This is a genomic window from Kitasatospora sp. NPDC032757 (genome assembly GCF_055579305.1).
Genome location: NZ_JBVINN010000009.1, coordinates 38,525 through 54,298, shown reverse-complemented (window position 1 = coordinate 54,298; position 15,774 = coordinate 38,525). Strand labels below are relative to the sequence as shown.

Here is a 15,774-nt window from a genome sequence, read left to right as displayed (position 1 = left end):
TCTCACGTTCGCCGGCCGACGAGGCCTCAGCCGCCCAGCCGGTCCACGGCGGTGACCCGCAGCACCGCCCGGCCCTCCTCGTCCGAGCCGTACAGGTCGACCTCGGCGCTGATGCCCCAGTCGTGGTCGCCCGCCGGGTCGTCGAAGATCTGCCGGACCTTCCAGGAGGAGTCCTCCTCCTCGATCAGCAGCATCTTCGGGCCGCGCGCGTCCGGGCCGGTACCGAGGTCGTCGTACTCCTCCCAGTACCCGTCCAGCGCGTCCGCCCAGCGGTCCGCGTCCCAGCCGTACTCGCCGTCCAGCGAGCCCAGCTCGTCGTAGTGCTCCAGCGCCGCCAGCTCGACCCGGCGGAACATCTCGTTGCGCACCAGCACCCGGAACGCCCGCGCGTTGGCCGTCACCGGCGCCGGCTTGTCGTCCAGGGTGACCTCGGCGGCCTGCGGCTCCGTCGGGTTGGCCAGCTGCTCCCATTCGTCCAGCAGGCTGGAGTCGACCTGGCGGACCAGCTCGCCGAGCCAGGCGATGACGTCCTTGAGGTCGTCGGTCTTGACGTCCTCGGGGACGGTCTGCTCCAGCGCCTTGTACGCGCCCGCAAGGTAGCGCAGCACGATGCCCTCGGTGCGGGCCAGTTCGTAGTGGCCGACGTAGTCCGAGAAGGTCATCGCCCGCTCGTACAGGTCGCGGACGACGGACTTCGGCCGCAGCTCGTGGTCGCCGATCCACGGGTGCGCCCGGCGGTACACCTCGTAGGCGTGGGTGAGCAGCTCCTCCAGCGGCTTCGGGTAGGTGATCTCCTGGAGCCGCTCCATCCGCTCCTCGTACTCGATGCCGTCGCGCTTCATCTCGCCGATGGCCTCGCCGCGTGCCTTGTTCTGCTGCGAGGCGAGGATCTGGCGCGGGTCGTCGAGGGTCGCCTCGACCACGGAGACGACGTCCATCGCGTAGGAGGGCGAGGTCGGGTCGAGCAGCTCGAAGGAGGCCAGCGCGAAGGTGGAGAGCGGCTGGTTGAGCGCGAAGTTCTCCTGGAGGTCCAGGGTGAGGCGGACGATCCGGCCCTCGGCGTCCGGCTCCGGCAGCCGCTCCACCACGCCGCCCTCCAGCAGCGAGCGGTAGATGGCGATGGTGGTGCGGATGTGCCGGCGCTGGGCGGCACGGTCCTCGTGGTTGTCGGTGAGCAGCTTGCGCATCGCCTCGAAGGCGTTGCCGGGCCGGCCGATGACCGACAGCAGCATCGCGTGGCTCACCTTGAAGCGCGAGACCAGCGGCTCGGGGTCGGCGGCGATCAGCCGCTCGAAGGTCTCCTCGGACCAGCCGACGAAGCCCTCCGGCGCCTTCTTCCGGACGATCTTGCGCTTCTTCTTCGGGTCGTCGCCCGCCTTGGCGACGGCCTTGTCGTTCTCGATGACGTGCTCCGGCGCCTGCGCGACGACCTGCCCCACGGTGTCGAACCCGGCCCGGCCGGCGCGGCCCGCGATCTGGTGGAACTCCCGGGCCCGCAGGACGCGCACCCGCACGCCGTCGTACTTGGACAGCGCGGTGAACAGCACCGTGCGGATCGGCACGTTGACGCCCACGCCGAGCGTGTCCGTCCCGCAGATCACCTTCAACAGGCCCGCCTGGGCGAGGCGTTCGACCAGCCGGCGGTACTTGGGCAGCATGCCGGCGTGGTGCACGCCGATGCCGTGCCGCACGAACCGGGACAGGTTGCGGCCGAACTTGGTGGTGAAGCGGAAGCCGCCGATGAGGTCGGCGATGGCGTCCTTCTCCGCCTTCGAGCACATGTTGATGCTCATCAGCGACTGCGCCCGCTCCACCGCCTCCTTCTGCGTGAAGTGCACGACGTAGACGGGCGCCTGACCCGTCTTCAGCAGCTCCTCCAGCGTGTCGTGCATGGTGGTGCGGCGGTACTCGTAGAACAGCGGCACGGGCCGGGTGGCGGAGCGGACGACGGTGGTCGGCCGGCCGGTGCGCCGGGTGAGGTCCTCCTCGAAGCGGCGGACGTCGCCGAGCGTCGCCGACATCAGCAGGAACTGCACCTGCGGCAGCTCCAGCAGCGGGATCTGCCAGGCCCAGCCGCGGTCCGGCTCCGCGTAGAAGTGGAACTCGTCCATCACCACCTGGCCGATGTCGGCCCGTGCCCCGTCCCGCAGCGCGATCTGCGCCAGCACCTCGGCGGTGCAGCAGATGATGGGAGCGGTCGGGTTCACGCTCGCGTCGCCGGTCATCATGCCGACCTGCTCGGTGCCGAACATCTTGCACAGGTCGAAGAACTTCTCCGACACGAGCGCCTTGATCGGGGCCGTGTAGAACGTCCGCTTGCCCTCCGCCAGCGCGGCGAAGTGCGCGCCCGCCGCCACCAGGCTCTTGCCGGAGCCGGTCGGCGTCGCCAGGATCACGTTGTTCCCCGACACCAGCTCGATGAGCGCCTCCTCCTGCGCCGGGTACAGGGTGATGCCGCGCTCCTCCGCCCAGGCGGCGAACGTTTCGTACAGGGCGTCGGGAGTGGCGGGCTTCGGCATCAGGTCAAGGAGGGTCACCCGGCTATCTTGCCTGCTCGCGTCCGCCCCGGGCAAAGCCCGTCGTCCCCCACCGGCCGGGAACGGCGGGCTGGGCGCCCACCGGGCGGCCCTCCCCGGTCACCGACCCGTCGCTCCTGCGCCGCCGGTGCTGCCCGGCCCGTCGCCGCTGCGCCGCCGTCCCGCCCCGCCCCGGCCCGGGGCCGTGGCGGAGGTGGTGGGTGCGCGGCCGGTCACCGGGACCGGTCAGCTCGCCGGCGCCGGCACCGCAGGCGCCCGGTCGGCGAGGTGCACGCCGGTGCACCCCTCCCGGCGGACGATCTCCCCGGCGGTCCGGTGCGCGAGGTCGACGTAGGCCTGCGCCCGCTTGCGGTCCGACAGCCCGGACAGGGTGAGGTCGCCGCTGATGTCGATGCGGCGGTAGACGGCGCCGGGCCGGCTCTGCCCCGCGCCGTCGCAGCGGAGCAGGACGGTGGGGAAGAAGCCGAGACGCAGCCAGGCGTCGGTCCCGTCGCCGAAGTCGAGCTTCCCGGCCCCGCCACCGGAGGCCTTCCCCGCCAGGTCCTCCACGCTGGACCGGTGGCCGCTCTCGTCCTCCTGCCGGACCTCGACCTGTACGGCGGCCACGCCGCCCTTGGGCTGCCAGGCGACCGCGCACGTCACGTCGGGGGTCTTCCCGGACAGGTCCCCGCCGGTGGACCACTCGGTGCCCTTCCCGTCGTCCCCGACCAGGGGGCGGACCTGCTCCCGGGTGAGCAGCCCCCAGCAGGCGCTCTGCGGCAGGTCCACCGACTGCCAGGGTTTCCACTGCCAGAGCCCGGCGGCGGCCAGCACCAGGACGGCGGCGGCCGCCGTGCCCGCCTGCCACCGGGGGAACCGTCGGCGGGCCGCGGGAGCGGAGTCCTGCGACGCGTCAGGCATGCTGGATCACCTCGTAGGTGTCGCGGCCACTGCCGTAGCCGTCCTTGATCTTGCCCGCCGCGCTGGGGGCGAGGTCGTTGATGTACTTCGGGTCCATGCCCTCCCTGGCGGCCGCGTCGCGGATGGCCTGCTCCACGGAGCCCTGGGCGCCGGTGACGGCCTTGTTGTACGCCTCCAGGGCCTCGTTGGTCGCCTGGTTGTGGGAGTCCACGTGGTAGCTGTCCGCGACGCCGTCCATGATCTGGTTGACGACCTCGTTGACCATGGGGCCCGCGACGGGTGCGCGTTCCTCCAGGGCCTTGCCACCGGTCATCTCCCAGATCGTCCCCGCCCACTCCCGCTTCGTGGCGACGGCCTCGTTGTACTCGGCGTCCTCGGCGGCGTGCTTGTTGTAGACCTCGTCGACCATCGCGCTGGTGAGCAGACCGGTGATCTCGCCGCCCGGCCGGGAGACGTTCTGGATGGCCGCGGTGAGGTCGCCGTGGTCGGCCCGGTGGGCGATCACGTCGTCGATCACGGCGGTGGTGTACGCCTGCTGCGCGGTGGCGATCGAGCCGTAGGCGTCGGGATTGCGGCCGAGCGTGACGACGAGCCGCTGCACGTCGTCCTTGCCGAGCTCGGTGGGGACGCCGGAGACGGGCAGCTTGACGCTCGAGCCGTCGAGGGCGTGCTGGACGTCGCCCATGTAGGCGCCGGTCATGTGGGCGAGGCTGCCGTTGAGTTCACCGAACAGCGCGTCGTCCCCGTACAGCAGGCCCGCCGCGTCCTTGTCGCCGAACTTGTGGACGCTCTGCTGCATGACGACGCCCATCTCCTTGGTGTGCGGAGGGAGTGCGCCCTTCTCGTCGTCGTAGGCCCGCCCGGTGGCGGCCGCCTCCAGGGCGTGGCCGAGGGCGCCCACCTCGAAGGGCTGCGCGGTGCCCGGGTTGGGGCGCAGCGGGTAGGGCATGTCGCGCAGCAGCGAGCGTTCGCCGCCGTCGGTGAGCATGTCGAAGTACTTGTTCTCGCCGCCGTGGCTCTTCACCGAGCCGTCCGGGTTGTACGTGGTCGGCGGGTCGGTGAAGAACTTGGTGGCCGCCTCGGGGCTGTGGCCGAGCGCCTCCAGGACGGACGACATCGGGTTGAACCCGTGGACGTTGCCCTTCTCGTCCGGGACGCCGGTGAACTGGAACTCCTGGAACGGCGAGCCGTGCATCGCCGCCACCGCGTCCCAGCGGCCCGGGTTCTCGTTGGTCAGCTGGGTGACGTGCTCGGCGATCGGGTTGATGAAGTGGGCGTCGTAGTCGCCGTGCCGCAGGATGTTGCCGAGGATCTGGTACCCGTACGGGCTGGCCTTCGGGTTGGCCCGGGGGTCCAGCGGGATCTGCTCGCCGCCGGCCTTGCGCAGGCGCTGCTCCCAGTCGTCGGAGACGTGCGGCTGCTTGTGGCTGTCGGTGGCGGTGGCCAGGGTGAGGCCGAGGCCGTCCTGGATGCCCTTGACGGCTGCCTTGCGGGCCGGGCTGTCGCCGAAGTCGCCGCTCTGCGCCATCGCGCCGTAGGACGCGAGGAAGGTGGCCGGGTCCTGCCCGCCGTAGAACGCGGCGGCGAACCGCGAGTCGCCGGAGTGGTGCTGGAGCAGCGTCTGGAGCTGGGCGAGCTGGGCGTCGGTGGCCTTGGAGCCGAGGCCGAGGATCTGCGAGGCCTGCTTGGCCTCGGCCTCGGCGAGGCTGCCGACCGGGTTGCTGTTGAAGGTGCTGCTGTCGCTGCCGGTGTCGCCGGCCAGCGCGGCGGTGGCCGCGGTGTCGGCCTCGTTGGCGCGGTCGAGGGCCTTGCCGATCTCCTCGGCCGCGGCCTGGGCGTTGTCCTGCTGCCCCTTGGCGTAGTCCGGGTCCTTCTTGTCGGCCGGGTCGGTGGCCGGCGGCCAGTGCACGCTGCCCTCGGCGTCGACGGTGAGGCCCTTGCCGGTGGCGTGCTGGACGGCGGTCTGGAGGTCCTTCTTGGCGGCCGCGAACTCGTCGTGCGCCTCGCGCAGGGTGCGCGCGATGGCGGAGGCCTCCTCGAAGGCGGCGTGGATCTGGTCACGGGTGCGGGTGAGCGAGGCGAGCGCGGGCTCGGCGCTGGGGCCGTGCCAGTTGGACTGCTGGACGGGGCCGATGACCTCGTTCTGCATCTTGGTCGAGAGGTCCCACTTGCGGACCATGGCCTCGAAGTCGCCGGCCGCCGCGTTGAGCGAGGCGAGGTCGAGGTGCTGGAGCTGGCTGAACGTCACCATGGTGGTCTGGTCTTCCCCCGGGTCCTCAGTCGTGCTTCTGTGCGAACTGGCTCTGGATCGAGGCCTCGGTCGCCTCGTAGTTCTGCGCGGTGGTGTGCAGGTTCTGGCTGATCGTGCCGATGGCCTGCTCCAGGGTGTGGGTCTGGCCCTGCCAGACGCTCCACGCGTTGTTCAGCCCGGCACAGAGGCTGAATCCCATCAGCGAGGTGACCGCACTGTTGACGTGTTCCCAGGGCTGGCCGCATTCGGTGCGGACGGAGCCCTGGAGGGCGGCGGCGTTGTTCCCGGCCTGCCGGATCATGCCGGGGTTGGTCGTGACGGTCTGGCCGCCGCCGCTCGCCGGTACGGTGACCGGGGCCGTGGTGCCGGCGGCCGCCGCGGCCAGGTCCGGGAACTGCTTCTTCGCGTCCGCGGTCAGGTTTCCCGAGCTGTCGAACAGCCAGGGATTCATGCGCCGCTCGAATTCCAGGTCTGCCATCTGTAGTAATCCCCCCATGTCAGATCGCTGGGGGAGCGTAACCGATCGAACAGATGGCTGAAAATCCTTGGCAAAGACTTGAGGGTCTTGGCGAAAAGCCGGCGATGAAAGTGAATCGGAAGCAATTCCAGGATGAATTCCAGGTTAATCAGCCGTGAATGGCGTGGCGACCGTGTGCCGCGTCGCACATTGCCCGCCCCGCGCCCGCCGTGCCAGAGTGCCGACCATGGCCCATCGCACAGTGCCCGAACCGCCCGTCCTCGCAGCCCCGGACGGCGCCCCCGCGCCGGGCGCCGTCTTCGACTGGCTCGACGAGACGGCCGAGTTGCGCTCCCGCGCCGGCCTCACCCGGACGCTGCGCAGCCGCCCCGCGGAGGACCCGGTCCTCGACCTCGCCGGCAACGACTACCTCGGCCTCACCCGCCACCCGGCCGTCACCCGGGCCGCCGCCGACGCCGCCCTGCGCTGGGGCGGCGGCGCCACCGGCTCCCGGCTGGTCACCGGCACCACCGCCCTGCACACCGAACTCGAAGGCGAGCTGGCCGAGTTCTGCGGCGTGGAGGCGGCCCTGGTGTTCTCCTCCGGATACACCGCCAACCTGGCCGCGCTGACCGCGCTCACCGACCCGGACACCCTGATCGTCTCCGACGCCTACAACCACGCCTCGCTGATCGACGGCTGCCGGCTCGCCCGCGGCGACGTCCACCGCGCCCCCCACAGCGACCCGGACGCCGTCCGCTCCGCGCTCGCCGAACGCACCCACCGCCGGGCACTGGTGGTCACCGACTCCGTCTTCTCGGTCGACGGCAACGCCGCCCCGCTGCCCGAACTCTCCCTCGCCGCCCGCGCGTTCGGCGCCGCCCTGCTCGTGGACGACGCACACGGGCTCGGCGTCCTCGGCCCCGGAGGCAGCGGCGCCCTGGCCGCCGCCGGCCTCGCCGGCGAGCCCGACACCGTCGCCACCGTCACCCTCTCCAAGTCGCTCGGCTCGCAGGGCGGCGCCGTCCTCGGCCCGCGCCGCGTGATCCGCCACCTCACCGAGACCGCCCGCACCTTCATCTTCGACACCGGCCTCGCCCCCGCCGCCGCCGGCGCCGCCCTCGGCGCGCTGCGCCTGCTGCGCGCCGAGCCGCACCGCGCCGAGCGGGCCCGCGAGGTGGCCCGCACCCTCGCCGACCGGCTCGCCGCGGCCGGCCTGCACGCCTCCACCCCGGACGCGGCCGTCGTCTCGGTGCGCGCGCCCGGCCCGGAGGCCGCCGTCGCCTGGGCCGCCGACTGCCGCCGGGCCGGCCTCGCCGTGGGCTGCTTCCGCCCGCCCTCCGTCCCGGACGGCATCTCCCGCCTCAGGCTCACCGCCCGCGGAGACCTGACTGACGCTCAGATCTCCGACGCGGTAAGGATCATCGCCTCCCTCGCCCCGGAGGGCGCCCGCACCGCCTGACCACAACCGCGCCCGCCGTCGCGCGCCCGCCCCTCCCGTACCGCCCCTTCCGTACCGCCCCTCCCGTGCCCCCGGGGGGGAGGGCGGCGCGGGCCACTCGCCCCGCCCGACCACCCGACGGCCCGACGGCCCGACCGGCGGCTTCGCGGCGGCGGCACGAACGTGGCTCCGGCGGCGCGAACGCGCGGACGGTACCGGCCCCCGGCGCCGAACCGCGCGGCCCGGGCACGCGTCCCAGCAACGGGAGCGACGGACAGGGGCAGGAATGGATCCGGACATTCGGCGCGCGCTCGTCAAGGCGCTCACGATCGCCGCCGCAGTACTGGCGCTGCTCGGGGCCGGCGGCTGGGGCACGGCCGTGGCGGGGGAGGGGCTCGGGTACGCGGCCGGGTTCTCCGGCACCCCCGGCGCACTGGTCGCCGACCGGTGCCTGCGCACCGACACCGCCGAAGCCGTCCCCGCCGAGAGCGGCGACTGCCGGGGCACGTTCTACCCCGACGACGGCGGCATCCCCAACGAGCACGCCCGCATCGACTGGAAGGTGGAGACCCACGCCAGGGTCCGCGTCTCCTGCGACGACGGCGTGTGCCGCCTGGCGGGCACGGCGGGAGTGCTGTTCTGGCTGAGCATGCTCCACCTCGCCCTGGCCGCGGTCGCCCTCGGCGCCTGCCTGGCCGCCCGGCTGCTGCGCCCGCTGCTCCCGTGGACGTGGCTGGTGACGGCCCTCGGGGTCGCCACCGGCATCCTCCTGGTCGGGGCGTTCGCCTTCTTCCTCGGCGCCCTCGCGGCACGCTGAGCCCCGGCCGGGGCTCTGAGCGGCCGCACGGTGAGACCCTGCCGCCCCCGCCGGGCCTCTGCGGCCCCGCTGGGGACACCGGCCGCCACGCCTCTGCGGCCCCGCAGGCCGAGACGCCTGTCGCCCCCCGCCGGGTCCCCGGCCGCCACGCCAGGCCCACGCGGCCCGGCGGGCACGGGCCCGGACCCATCGGCGGGCCCGGCGGGCCTCAGATCCCGGCCAGCTCCGCCAGGAACGCCGTCTCCGCGTCCCGACGCCCGGCCGCCACCCGCGGGGCGGCGACGATCACCGCGGTCGCCCGGCACCAGGCGAGCACCCGCTCCGGATCCGAGCCCGGGACGAGCGCCGCCAGCCCGGAGATCCGCCGCCTGAGCGCGGGCAGGCCGGTGACACCGTCCACCGCCCAGTCCACCAGGTCGAAGTCGGGATCCCCGAGGGACGGCCGGGGGTCGATCGCCACCGGCCCGGCCGGGCCGGCCAGCACATTGCCCGGGTGCAGGTCCCCGTGGACCAGCGCCACCGGGCCGCCCGCGGCCAGCTCCCGCGCGAACGCCCGCGCGGCCGGCGGCACCGCGCCGGGCGCCCGCCGCTCGGTGAGGCCGAAGAGGAACTCCACCCGGTCCGCCAGCGGGCCGAGCGCGAGCCCGTCCACCGGCACCGACCGCAGCGCCCCGAGCAGCGGCGCCACCTCGGCCGGCCGCCGGCCCTCCCGCCGCAGCGGCCCGCCCGGGCGCACGTCCGCCAGCAGCAGGGCATGCGCCGCCGGTTCGTAGGCCAGCAGCTCCACCACCGACGCCAGCCCGCCCCAGGCCCGCAGCGCCACCGCCTCCTGCCGGGCCACCTCGGGGTCGGGCGTCAGCTTCAGCCAGACGGTCCCGCCGCCCGCTCCGTCACCGCCGGCCCGCGAGCAGCGGAACACCCGGGACGTCCCGCCCCCGCCCGCCGACAGCACGGTCAGCCCCCACCGCCCGGCCAGCTCCGTCACCAGCGACGGCAGCCCGGCGCACCACTCCTGCGCGGCCGGCCCGAACCGCACCGCCAGCCGGGCCCGCACCTCCGCGGGCACCTCCGGCAGGTCACTCACGGCCGCCCCAGCACCAGCAGCGTCTCCGCGCCGACAGGCCGGTACCCGGCCGCCTGGAACGCCCGCACACTCGTCGCGTTGCCCGGCGCCTGCTGCGCCCAGATCCACTCGCCCTCCGGGAGCAGGTGCCGGGCGCTCACCGCCAGCGCCCGCCCCAGGCCGCGCCCGCGCGCCCGCGGATCCACCTCGACCGCGCACTCCCACCGCCCGGCAACCCCGCGGCCCAGAACCAGCACCCCGCCGTCCACGGTGAACACCCGCACGTCCTCCCGGTAGCGCAGCGCCCGGACCACCCGGGGGTGCTCCCGGTCCGCGACCTCCTCCAGCGCCAGCGGCGGCTCACCGGACAGCCGGCCGGCCACCGTCAGCAGGTCGATGTTGTTGACCACCCGCCCCGTCCGCTCGGCGAACGCGGTCAGGAACGGCGGGCACAGCGGCGCGGCCAGCGGGTCGCTCGGCACGGCGGCCAGCACGGCGTGCACCCAGGCCGGGTCCTCGTCGGTGAACACCACCGCGTGCGCCGCGAACGACAACACCCCGGCCTCCCGCGGCGACGGCTGCGGCACCACCGTCACCGTCCCGTCCGACGGCGGGAACACCCCGCCCGCCGCGTCCGCCAGGATCTCCCGCACCCCGCGCTCGCCCACCCCGAAACCCCTCCCGTGCCCCGACCGTCTCCCGAGACCGCCAGCCTACGTGATCACACTCCGCTCGTGATCATGTCTTCCTCGCCCGGCTCGGCTGCACCCTGGTCGGCTCGCCCGCCGCCTTCGGATGGTCCGGCGGGTACGGCAGCTCACCCATGCCCTCGTCCCGCAGCTGCCGCTCGTACAGCTCCAGCAGCCCGTCCAGCCGGTACGCCCGGTCGTCCATCTCCGCCTGCAGGTCCCCGACTTCGGCGAACCGCGGCGGCAGCGTCCGCAGGTCGAAGTCCTCCGGCGCGGCGTCGTCCAGCTCCTCCCAGCGCAGCGGCGCCGACGCCGTCGCCCGCGGTCGCGCGCGCAGCGAGTACGCGGAGGCGATGGTCCGGTCCCGCGCCATCTGGTTGTAGTCCACGAAGATCCGCTCGCCGCGCTCCTCCTTCCACCAGGCCGTGGTCACCCGGCCCGGCAGCCGCTGCTCCAGCACCCGGCCCAGCGCGATCACCGCATGCCGCCCGTCGGTGAACGTCCACTCCGGCTCCAGCGGCACGTACACGTGCAACCCGCGCCCGCCCGAGGTCTTCGGCCAGCCGCGCAGCCCGAACTCCTCCAGCAGCGCCCGCAACTCGTGCGCCGCCCGCACCGCGTCGTGGAAATCGGTCCCCGGCTGCGGGTCGAGATCGATCCGCAGCTCGTCCAGGTGGTCGGTGTCGCCGCGCCGCACCGGCCACGGGTGGAAGGTCAGACAGCCCAGATTGGCCGCCCAGAGCACCGCCGCCGGCTCGCTCGGGCAGATCTCGTCCGCCGACCGCCCGCTCGGGAAGCTGATCCGCGCCGTCGGCAGCCACTCCGGCAGGCCCTTCGGCGCGCGCTTCTGGTAGAAGAACTCGCCCTCCACCCCGTCCGGGAATCGCTGCAGCGTCGTCGGCCGGTCCCGCAACCCGCGCAGCACCCCGTCCGCCACCGCCAGGTAGTACTGCGCGACGTCCAACTTCGTGAACCCGCGCTCCGGGTAGTACACCTTGTCCGGGTTCGACAGCCGGACGCTGCGCCCGGCGACATCCAGTTCCACGGCTGAGCCCATGCCTCTCACGCTAAGCGCGCCCCGCCCGGCGCGCGCCCCGGAACGGTTGGCGCGAGGATCGGAGCCATGGACCTGCCCGTGATGCCGCCGCTGGCACCGATGCTCGCCAAGTCCGTCGCCAAGATCCCGCCCGGGATGCAGTACGAGGCCAAATGGGACGGCTTCCGCACCGTCGTCTTCCGCGACGGCGACGAGGTCGAGCTCGGCAGCCGCACCGGCAAGCCGCTGACCAGGTACTTCCCCGAAGTGGTCGAGGCGCTGAGACGTGAGCTGCCACCACGCTGCGTCCTGGACGGCGAGGTGGTGATCGCCCGCGACGGGCGGCTGCGCTTCGAGGAACTGCTGGAACGGATCCACCCCGCCGCCAGCCGCGTCACGATGCTGGCCGCGCGCACCCCCGCCTCCTTCGTCGCCTTCGACCTGCTCGCCCTCGGCGACGCCTCGCTGCTGGACGAACCGCTCTCCGTGCGCCGTCCCGCCCTGGAGGCGGCCCTCGCCGACGCCGCCGACCCCGTCTTCACCGCCCCCGCCTCCACCGACCGCGACCTGGCCCAGAGCTGGTTCGCCGAGTACGAGGGCGCCGGACTCGACGGCGTGGTGGCCAAACCGCTGGACCAGCCCTACCGGCCGGGGGAGCGGACCATGTTCAAGATCAAGCACGAGCGCACCGCCGACTGCGTGGTCGCCGGCTACCGCGAGCACAAGAGCGGCCCGGTGGTCGGCTCCCTGCTGCTCGGCATCAACGACGCCGAGGGCCGGCTCCAGCACGTCGGCGTCTGCGCCGCCTTCCCGATGGCCCGCCGGCGCGAACTCGCCGAGGAACTTGCCCCGTTGCGGATGGACGACACCTCCGCCCACCCGTGGGGCGGCTGGGCCGACGAGGCCGCACACGCCGACGCCCGGCTGCCCGGCGCGGTCAGCCGCTGGACCGGCGGCAAGGACCTCTCCTGGGTGGCGCTGCGCCCCGAGCGGGTGGTCGAGGTGGCGTACGACCACATGGAGGGGACGCGCTTCCGGCACACCGCACAGTTCCGCCGCTGGCGCCCGGACCGCACCCCGGAGAGCTGCACCTACGCGCAGCTGGAGGAGCCGGTCTCCTACGACCTCTCCCGGGTGCTCGGGATCTGACGCACCGCCAAAACTGCTGGCACGAAGCCGGCCCGGCCGCCCGGCCGGTGGCCGGCCCGCTTCACCGCCCCGCAGGGCGCGGGCTCAAGCCGCCGCGGGCTCAGGCCATCGCGGGCTCAGGCCGCCGCCGGCTCCAGCGCGGACTCAGGCGCCGCGGGCGCGGTCGAGCTGCTCTCCGGAGCCGCCGGGAAGGAGTAGACGTTCCCCGGCGAGACGATCTCGGTGACCGCCTGCGCGAAGAGCGTCGACGGCTCCGAACCCCGGTACGGCACATCGCTGTTCAGCAGCACCACCAGCGTCGCCTGCGCCGACGGCAGGTAGACCGTCACGCTCTGGTAGCCCGGCAGCGAGCCGTTGTGCCCGACCCACCCGTGGTTGACGAACAACCCCAGCCCGTAGCCGAGGCCGGGTGCCCCGGTCGGCAGGGTCATCAGCCGCTCGGCCTGGGTCGCCGGGTTGAGCAGCGTGCCGGTGGCCAGCACCTTCGCCCACTTCTGCAGGTCGGCCAGGTCCGAGATGGCCGCGCCCGCCGCCCACGCCCAGGACGGGTTCCAGTCGGTGGCGTCCTCGACCGCGCCACTGGGCGTCTGGTTGGTGTACCCGCGGGCGTGCGGCTGCGGGAACGACGCGTCGGCCGGGAAGACCGTCCGCCCCAGCCCGGCCGGGTCGAACACCTGCTGCTTCAGGAAGCTGCCCAGCGGCTGCCCGCTGATCTTCTCGATCACCAGGCCGAGCAGCACCGTGTTGGTGTTGGAGTACTCGAACTGGGTGCCCGGCGCGAAGTCCGCGGGGTGCTGGAACGCGTACGCCAGCAGCTGCTGCGGCGTGAAGACCCGGGCCGGGTCGGTGAGGAAGGCCTGCACGAAATCCGGGTCCGCGGTGTACGAGAACAGGCCGCTGCGCATGTCGGCCAGCAGGCGCAGGGTGATCGCGTCGCCACCGGGCACGTCCGGGACGTACTTGGTGACCGGGTCGTCCAGGCCGGCTCTGCCCTGGTCGACCAGCCGCAGCAGCCCGGTGACCGTGAAGGTCTTGGTCTCGCTGCCGATCCGCATGTTCAGGCCGGTCACCATCGGAGTGCCGGCGATCTTGTCGGAGACGCCGAAGGCCTTGAGGTAGCTGCCGTCGGGGGTGGTCAGGCCCACCATGACCCCGGGGACGGAGGTCTGGCTCAGCACCCGCTGCACCGCAGCGTCCATCCGGGCGGTGACGTCCGGCGTGAGCCGCACCACGGCGCCGCCCGACGCACCCGCCGAGCCCGACGCACTCGGCGCACCGCCGGCCGAGGACGGGCCGCTCGCCGAGGGGCTGAGCGCGGCCGGAACGGCGGTGACCGCACCGGCGGACGACGGCCCGGACGCCTCCCCGCCCGAGCAGCCGGCGGCGGCCAGCACAGTGGCCAGGGCCAGCGCCGCCGTGGCCGCCCGCGAGCGGGAGCGGCGGCGCACCGCGGGTAACGTCCGTCGTCGGGCCTTCGTCACGGTCGAGCTCATGGTCGAGACGCCTCTCTGCGGCGGACGGCCCCGGAGCGGCGCTCCACGAGGCCGTGGGGGAGCGATCGCCACCGTATGTGCGCCCCGCCCGGCCCGCGCGCCGGGCCGCCGCCCCGCTGACCCGAACGGACGCACCGCCCCCACCCCACCGCCCGCCACCGCATCGCCGGCCCGAACGGACGCAGCCCCGCCACCGCCCCGCCCGGCACCACGACACCCCGCCCCCGACACGGCGCAGTAGGGTGCGGAGGGTCAACCGACGCCAACGGGAGCCGACTTGTTGCGATGCGAGGCAGTGAGCAAGCGCTACGGAGCGGGGCGGTGGATCCTCCACGACGTCGACCTGCACATCACCGCCGGTGACGTCCTCGCCGTCCTCGGCGGCAACGGCTCCGGCAAGTCCACCCTGCTGAGGCTCCTGGCCGGACTCTCCCGCCCCACCTCCGGCCGCATCACCGGCCGCCCCCGGGAGACCGGTTACGTGCCGGACCGCTTCACCGCCGACGACCGCATCACCGTGCGCTCCTACCTGACCCACATGGGCCGCGTCCGCGGCCTGCCCACCGCCGCCGCCCGCGACCGGGCCGACCTGCTGATCGACCGCCTCGCCCTGGTCGGCGGACCACGGTCCCCGCTGCGCACCCTCTCCAAGGGCAACGCCCAGAAGGTCGCCCTCGCCCAGGCCCTGCTCGTCCGGCCCGGACTCCTCGTCCTCGACGAACCCTGGTCCGGCCTGGACGCCTCCGCCCACGGCGTGCTCGGCGAACTCATCGACGAGGTGGCCGCCGAGGGCGGGGCCGTCGTCTTCACCGACCACCGCGATGCGATCACCAGGAGTCACGCCACCGGCGCCTACGCGATCAGCGAGGGCCGGGTGACCCCCTGCGGCGGCGACCGGCACACCGCGGACGAGACCGCCGTCGCCGAGATCGTCCTCAGCGCCCGTGCCACCGGCACCGGCGCCACCCCGGCCGGACCGGACTGGTCCACCCTCCCCGGCGTGCTGTACGCCGCCCGCCACCGCGACTCCCTGGTGGTCCGCGTCCAACGGCGGCACTCGGACGCCGTCCTGCTGACCGCACTCCGGCACCACTGGTCCGTCGACGGTCTCACCCCGGCCGGCGGCCTCACCGACGCCCAGGGCGGCACGTCGAGGAAGGCGGCCCGGTGACCGCACTGGTCCGGTACCTGTTCACCACGATGCTGCTCTCCCAGCGCTACCTCGCGCCGGTGCTGCTCTTCCTCGGCCTCCTCACCGTGCTCACCAGCAGCGACAACGGCCCGCTGACTGCCACCTACGGCTCGGCGGCCGGCATCATGCTGCTCAGCTCCACCTGGCTCACCATCGCCCAGATCGGACTGGAGGACCGGTCCCACCACGCCGTCGTCGTCGTCAACGCCGGCGACTCACGCCGCGTCCTGCTCGGCTCGGTCTGCGCCGCCGCCCTCTGGTGCCTGCCGCTCACCGCCCTCGGCCTCGGCATCCCCCTGCTGACCGGCAGCCACCGGCCGACCGGCGCCGACCTGCTGCTCGGCGCCGAGGCCCAGCTCACCTGCGCCCTCACCGGCATCGCCGTCGGCCTGGTCTGCTCCCGCCTGGTCTTCCGGCGGCCGGGCCACGCACTGCTGCTCGCCCTGGTGCTGCTGCTGACGCTGATGGTGGCCAAGGGCCTGCCCCCGGTGAACCCGCTGCTCACCCGGCTCACCACCACCCCCCGCGCGGCCGACCTGCTGGCCTCCACCACCGGCCTGCTCGTCGTCGCCACCGGATGCCTGGCGGCCGCGGCGGCGCTCACCCAGGCGATCGGCAACCGCAGGAGCTGAACCCGGCCGGCCCCACGCCTGGCCCGCCTGGCCCGCACGTCCGGCACACCCGGCACGCTCCGCCCCGCCCGCCTGGCCCGCCTGGCCCGCCTGCCCCGCCCGCCTGGCACGCTCCGC

The 15,774-nt window shown here is 74.0% G+C and carries 13 protein-coding genes; 5 read left to right on the top strand and 8 right to left on the bottom strand.

What is annotated here, in order from left to right:
* Nucleotides 1-26: 26 nt before the first annotated feature.
* From ACZ5WK_RS14030 to ACZ5WK_RS14015, 4 genes are all read right to left on the bottom strand, one after another.
* Entirely contained in the window at nt 27-2,519 is a 2,493-nt protein-coding gene (locus tag ACZ5WK_RS14030; RefSeq protein WP_465547670.1) for a DEAD/DEAH box helicase, read from the bottom strand.
* A gap of 243 nt (nt 2,520-2,762) precedes the next feature.
* On the bottom strand, nt 2,763-3,437 hold the full coding sequence (locus ACZ5WK_RS14025) for a hypothetical protein (RefSeq protein ID WP_465547580.1): 675 nt from the start codon (nt 3,435-3,437) through the stop codon (nt 2,763-2,765).
* The gene (locus ACZ5WK_RS14020) at nt 3,430-5,688 is read right to left on the bottom strand and encodes a hypothetical protein (protein WP_465547579.1); all 2,259 of its coding nucleotides are present in this window, start codon (nt 5,686-5,688) and stop codon (nt 3,430-3,432) included. Before ACZ5WK_RS14020 ends, ACZ5WK_RS14025 begins: the two co-directional genes overlap by 8 nt.
* A gap of 25 nt (nt 5,689-5,713) precedes the next feature.
* Nucleotides 5,714-6,166 (bottom strand): WXG100 family type VII secretion target, encoded by a 453-nt coding sequence (locus tag ACZ5WK_RS14015; protein ID WP_465547578.1) that lies wholly within the window; start codon nt 6,164-6,166, stop codon nt 5,714-5,716.
* A 226-nt stretch (nt 6,167-6,392) separates the two neighbouring features.
* On the opposite strand from ACZ5WK_RS14015, the gene ACZ5WK_RS14010 reads away from it, so the two are divergent.
* Both ACZ5WK_RS14010 and ACZ5WK_RS14005 read left to right on the top strand, forming a co-directional pair.
* Nucleotides 6,393-7,607, top strand: coding sequence for an 8-amino-7-oxononanoate synthase (locus ACZ5WK_RS14010; RefSeq protein ID WP_465547577.1), 1,215 nt, complete (start codon nt 6,393-6,395; stop codon nt 7,605-7,607).
* 265 nt (nt 7,608-7,872) lie between these two features.
* Nucleotides 7,873-8,403, top strand: coding sequence for a hypothetical protein (locus tag ACZ5WK_RS14005; protein ID WP_465547576.1), 531 nt, complete (start codon nt 7,873-7,875; stop codon nt 8,401-8,403).
* A gap of 208 nt (nt 8,404-8,611) precedes the next feature.
* Here ACZ5WK_RS14005 and ACZ5WK_RS14000 read toward each other — a convergent pair whose 3' ends face one another.
* The 3 genes from ACZ5WK_RS14000 to ligD all read right to left on the bottom strand — a co-directional run bounded on the left by ACZ5WK_RS14000 (nt 8,612) and on the right by ligD (nt 11,212).
* Nucleotides 8,612-9,487 carry an aminoglycoside phosphotransferase family protein gene (locus ACZ5WK_RS14000; protein ID WP_465547575.1) on the bottom strand — a complete coding sequence of 292 codons (876 nt, stop codon included), beginning with the start codon at nt 9,485-9,487 and terminating at the stop codon, nt 8,612-8,614.
* The gene (locus ACZ5WK_RS13995) at nt 9,484-10,134 is read right to left on the bottom strand and encodes a GNAT family N-acetyltransferase (RefSeq protein WP_465547574.1); all 651 of its coding nucleotides are present in this window, start codon (nt 10,132-10,134) and stop codon (nt 9,484-9,486) included. The genes ACZ5WK_RS14000 and ACZ5WK_RS13995 overlap by 4 nt, the downstream gene beginning before the upstream one ends.
* A 70-nt stretch (nt 10,135-10,204) precedes the next feature.
* The gene (gene ligD / locus ACZ5WK_RS13990; protein ID WP_465547573.1) at nt 10,205-11,212 is read right to left on the bottom strand and encodes a non-homologous end-joining DNA ligase; all 1,008 of its coding nucleotides are present in this window, start codon (nt 11,210-11,212) and stop codon (nt 10,205-10,207) included.
* A gap of 66 nt (nt 11,213-11,278) precedes the next feature.
* Between ligD and ACZ5WK_RS13985 the strand changes: the two genes are divergently transcribed.
* Nucleotides 11,279-12,340: an ATP-dependent DNA ligase gene (locus ACZ5WK_RS13985; protein WP_465547572.1), complete on the top strand. Its 1,062-nt coding sequence runs from the start codon at nt 11,279-11,281 to the stop codon at nt 12,338-12,340.
* A gap of 116 nt (nt 12,341-12,456) precedes the next feature.
* Here ACZ5WK_RS13985 and ACZ5WK_RS13980 read toward each other — a convergent pair whose 3' ends face one another.
* Complete coding sequence (locus tag ACZ5WK_RS13980; protein WP_465547571.1) at nt 12,457-13,833, bottom strand: serine hydrolase domain-containing protein; 1,377 nt, start codon at nt 13,831-13,833, stop codon at nt 12,457-12,459.
* A 295-nt stretch (nt 13,834-14,128) separates the two neighbouring features.
* Here ACZ5WK_RS13980 and ACZ5WK_RS13975 point away from each other — a divergent pair, with 295 nt between their 5' ends.
* Together ACZ5WK_RS13975 and ACZ5WK_RS13970 are read left to right on the top strand one after the other, a co-directional pair.
* On the top strand, nt 14,129-15,004 hold the full coding sequence (locus ACZ5WK_RS13975) for an ATP-binding cassette domain-containing protein (protein WP_465547570.1): 876 nt from the start codon (nt 14,129-14,131) through the stop codon (nt 15,002-15,004).
* Nucleotides 15,001-15,657: a hypothetical protein gene (locus ACZ5WK_RS13970; protein WP_465547569.1), complete on the top strand. Its 657-nt coding sequence runs from the start codon at nt 15,001-15,003 to the stop codon at nt 15,655-15,657. Before ACZ5WK_RS13975 ends, ACZ5WK_RS13970 begins: the two co-directional genes overlap by 4 nt.
* The last annotated feature ends 117 nt before the right edge of the window (nt 15,658-15,774 follow it).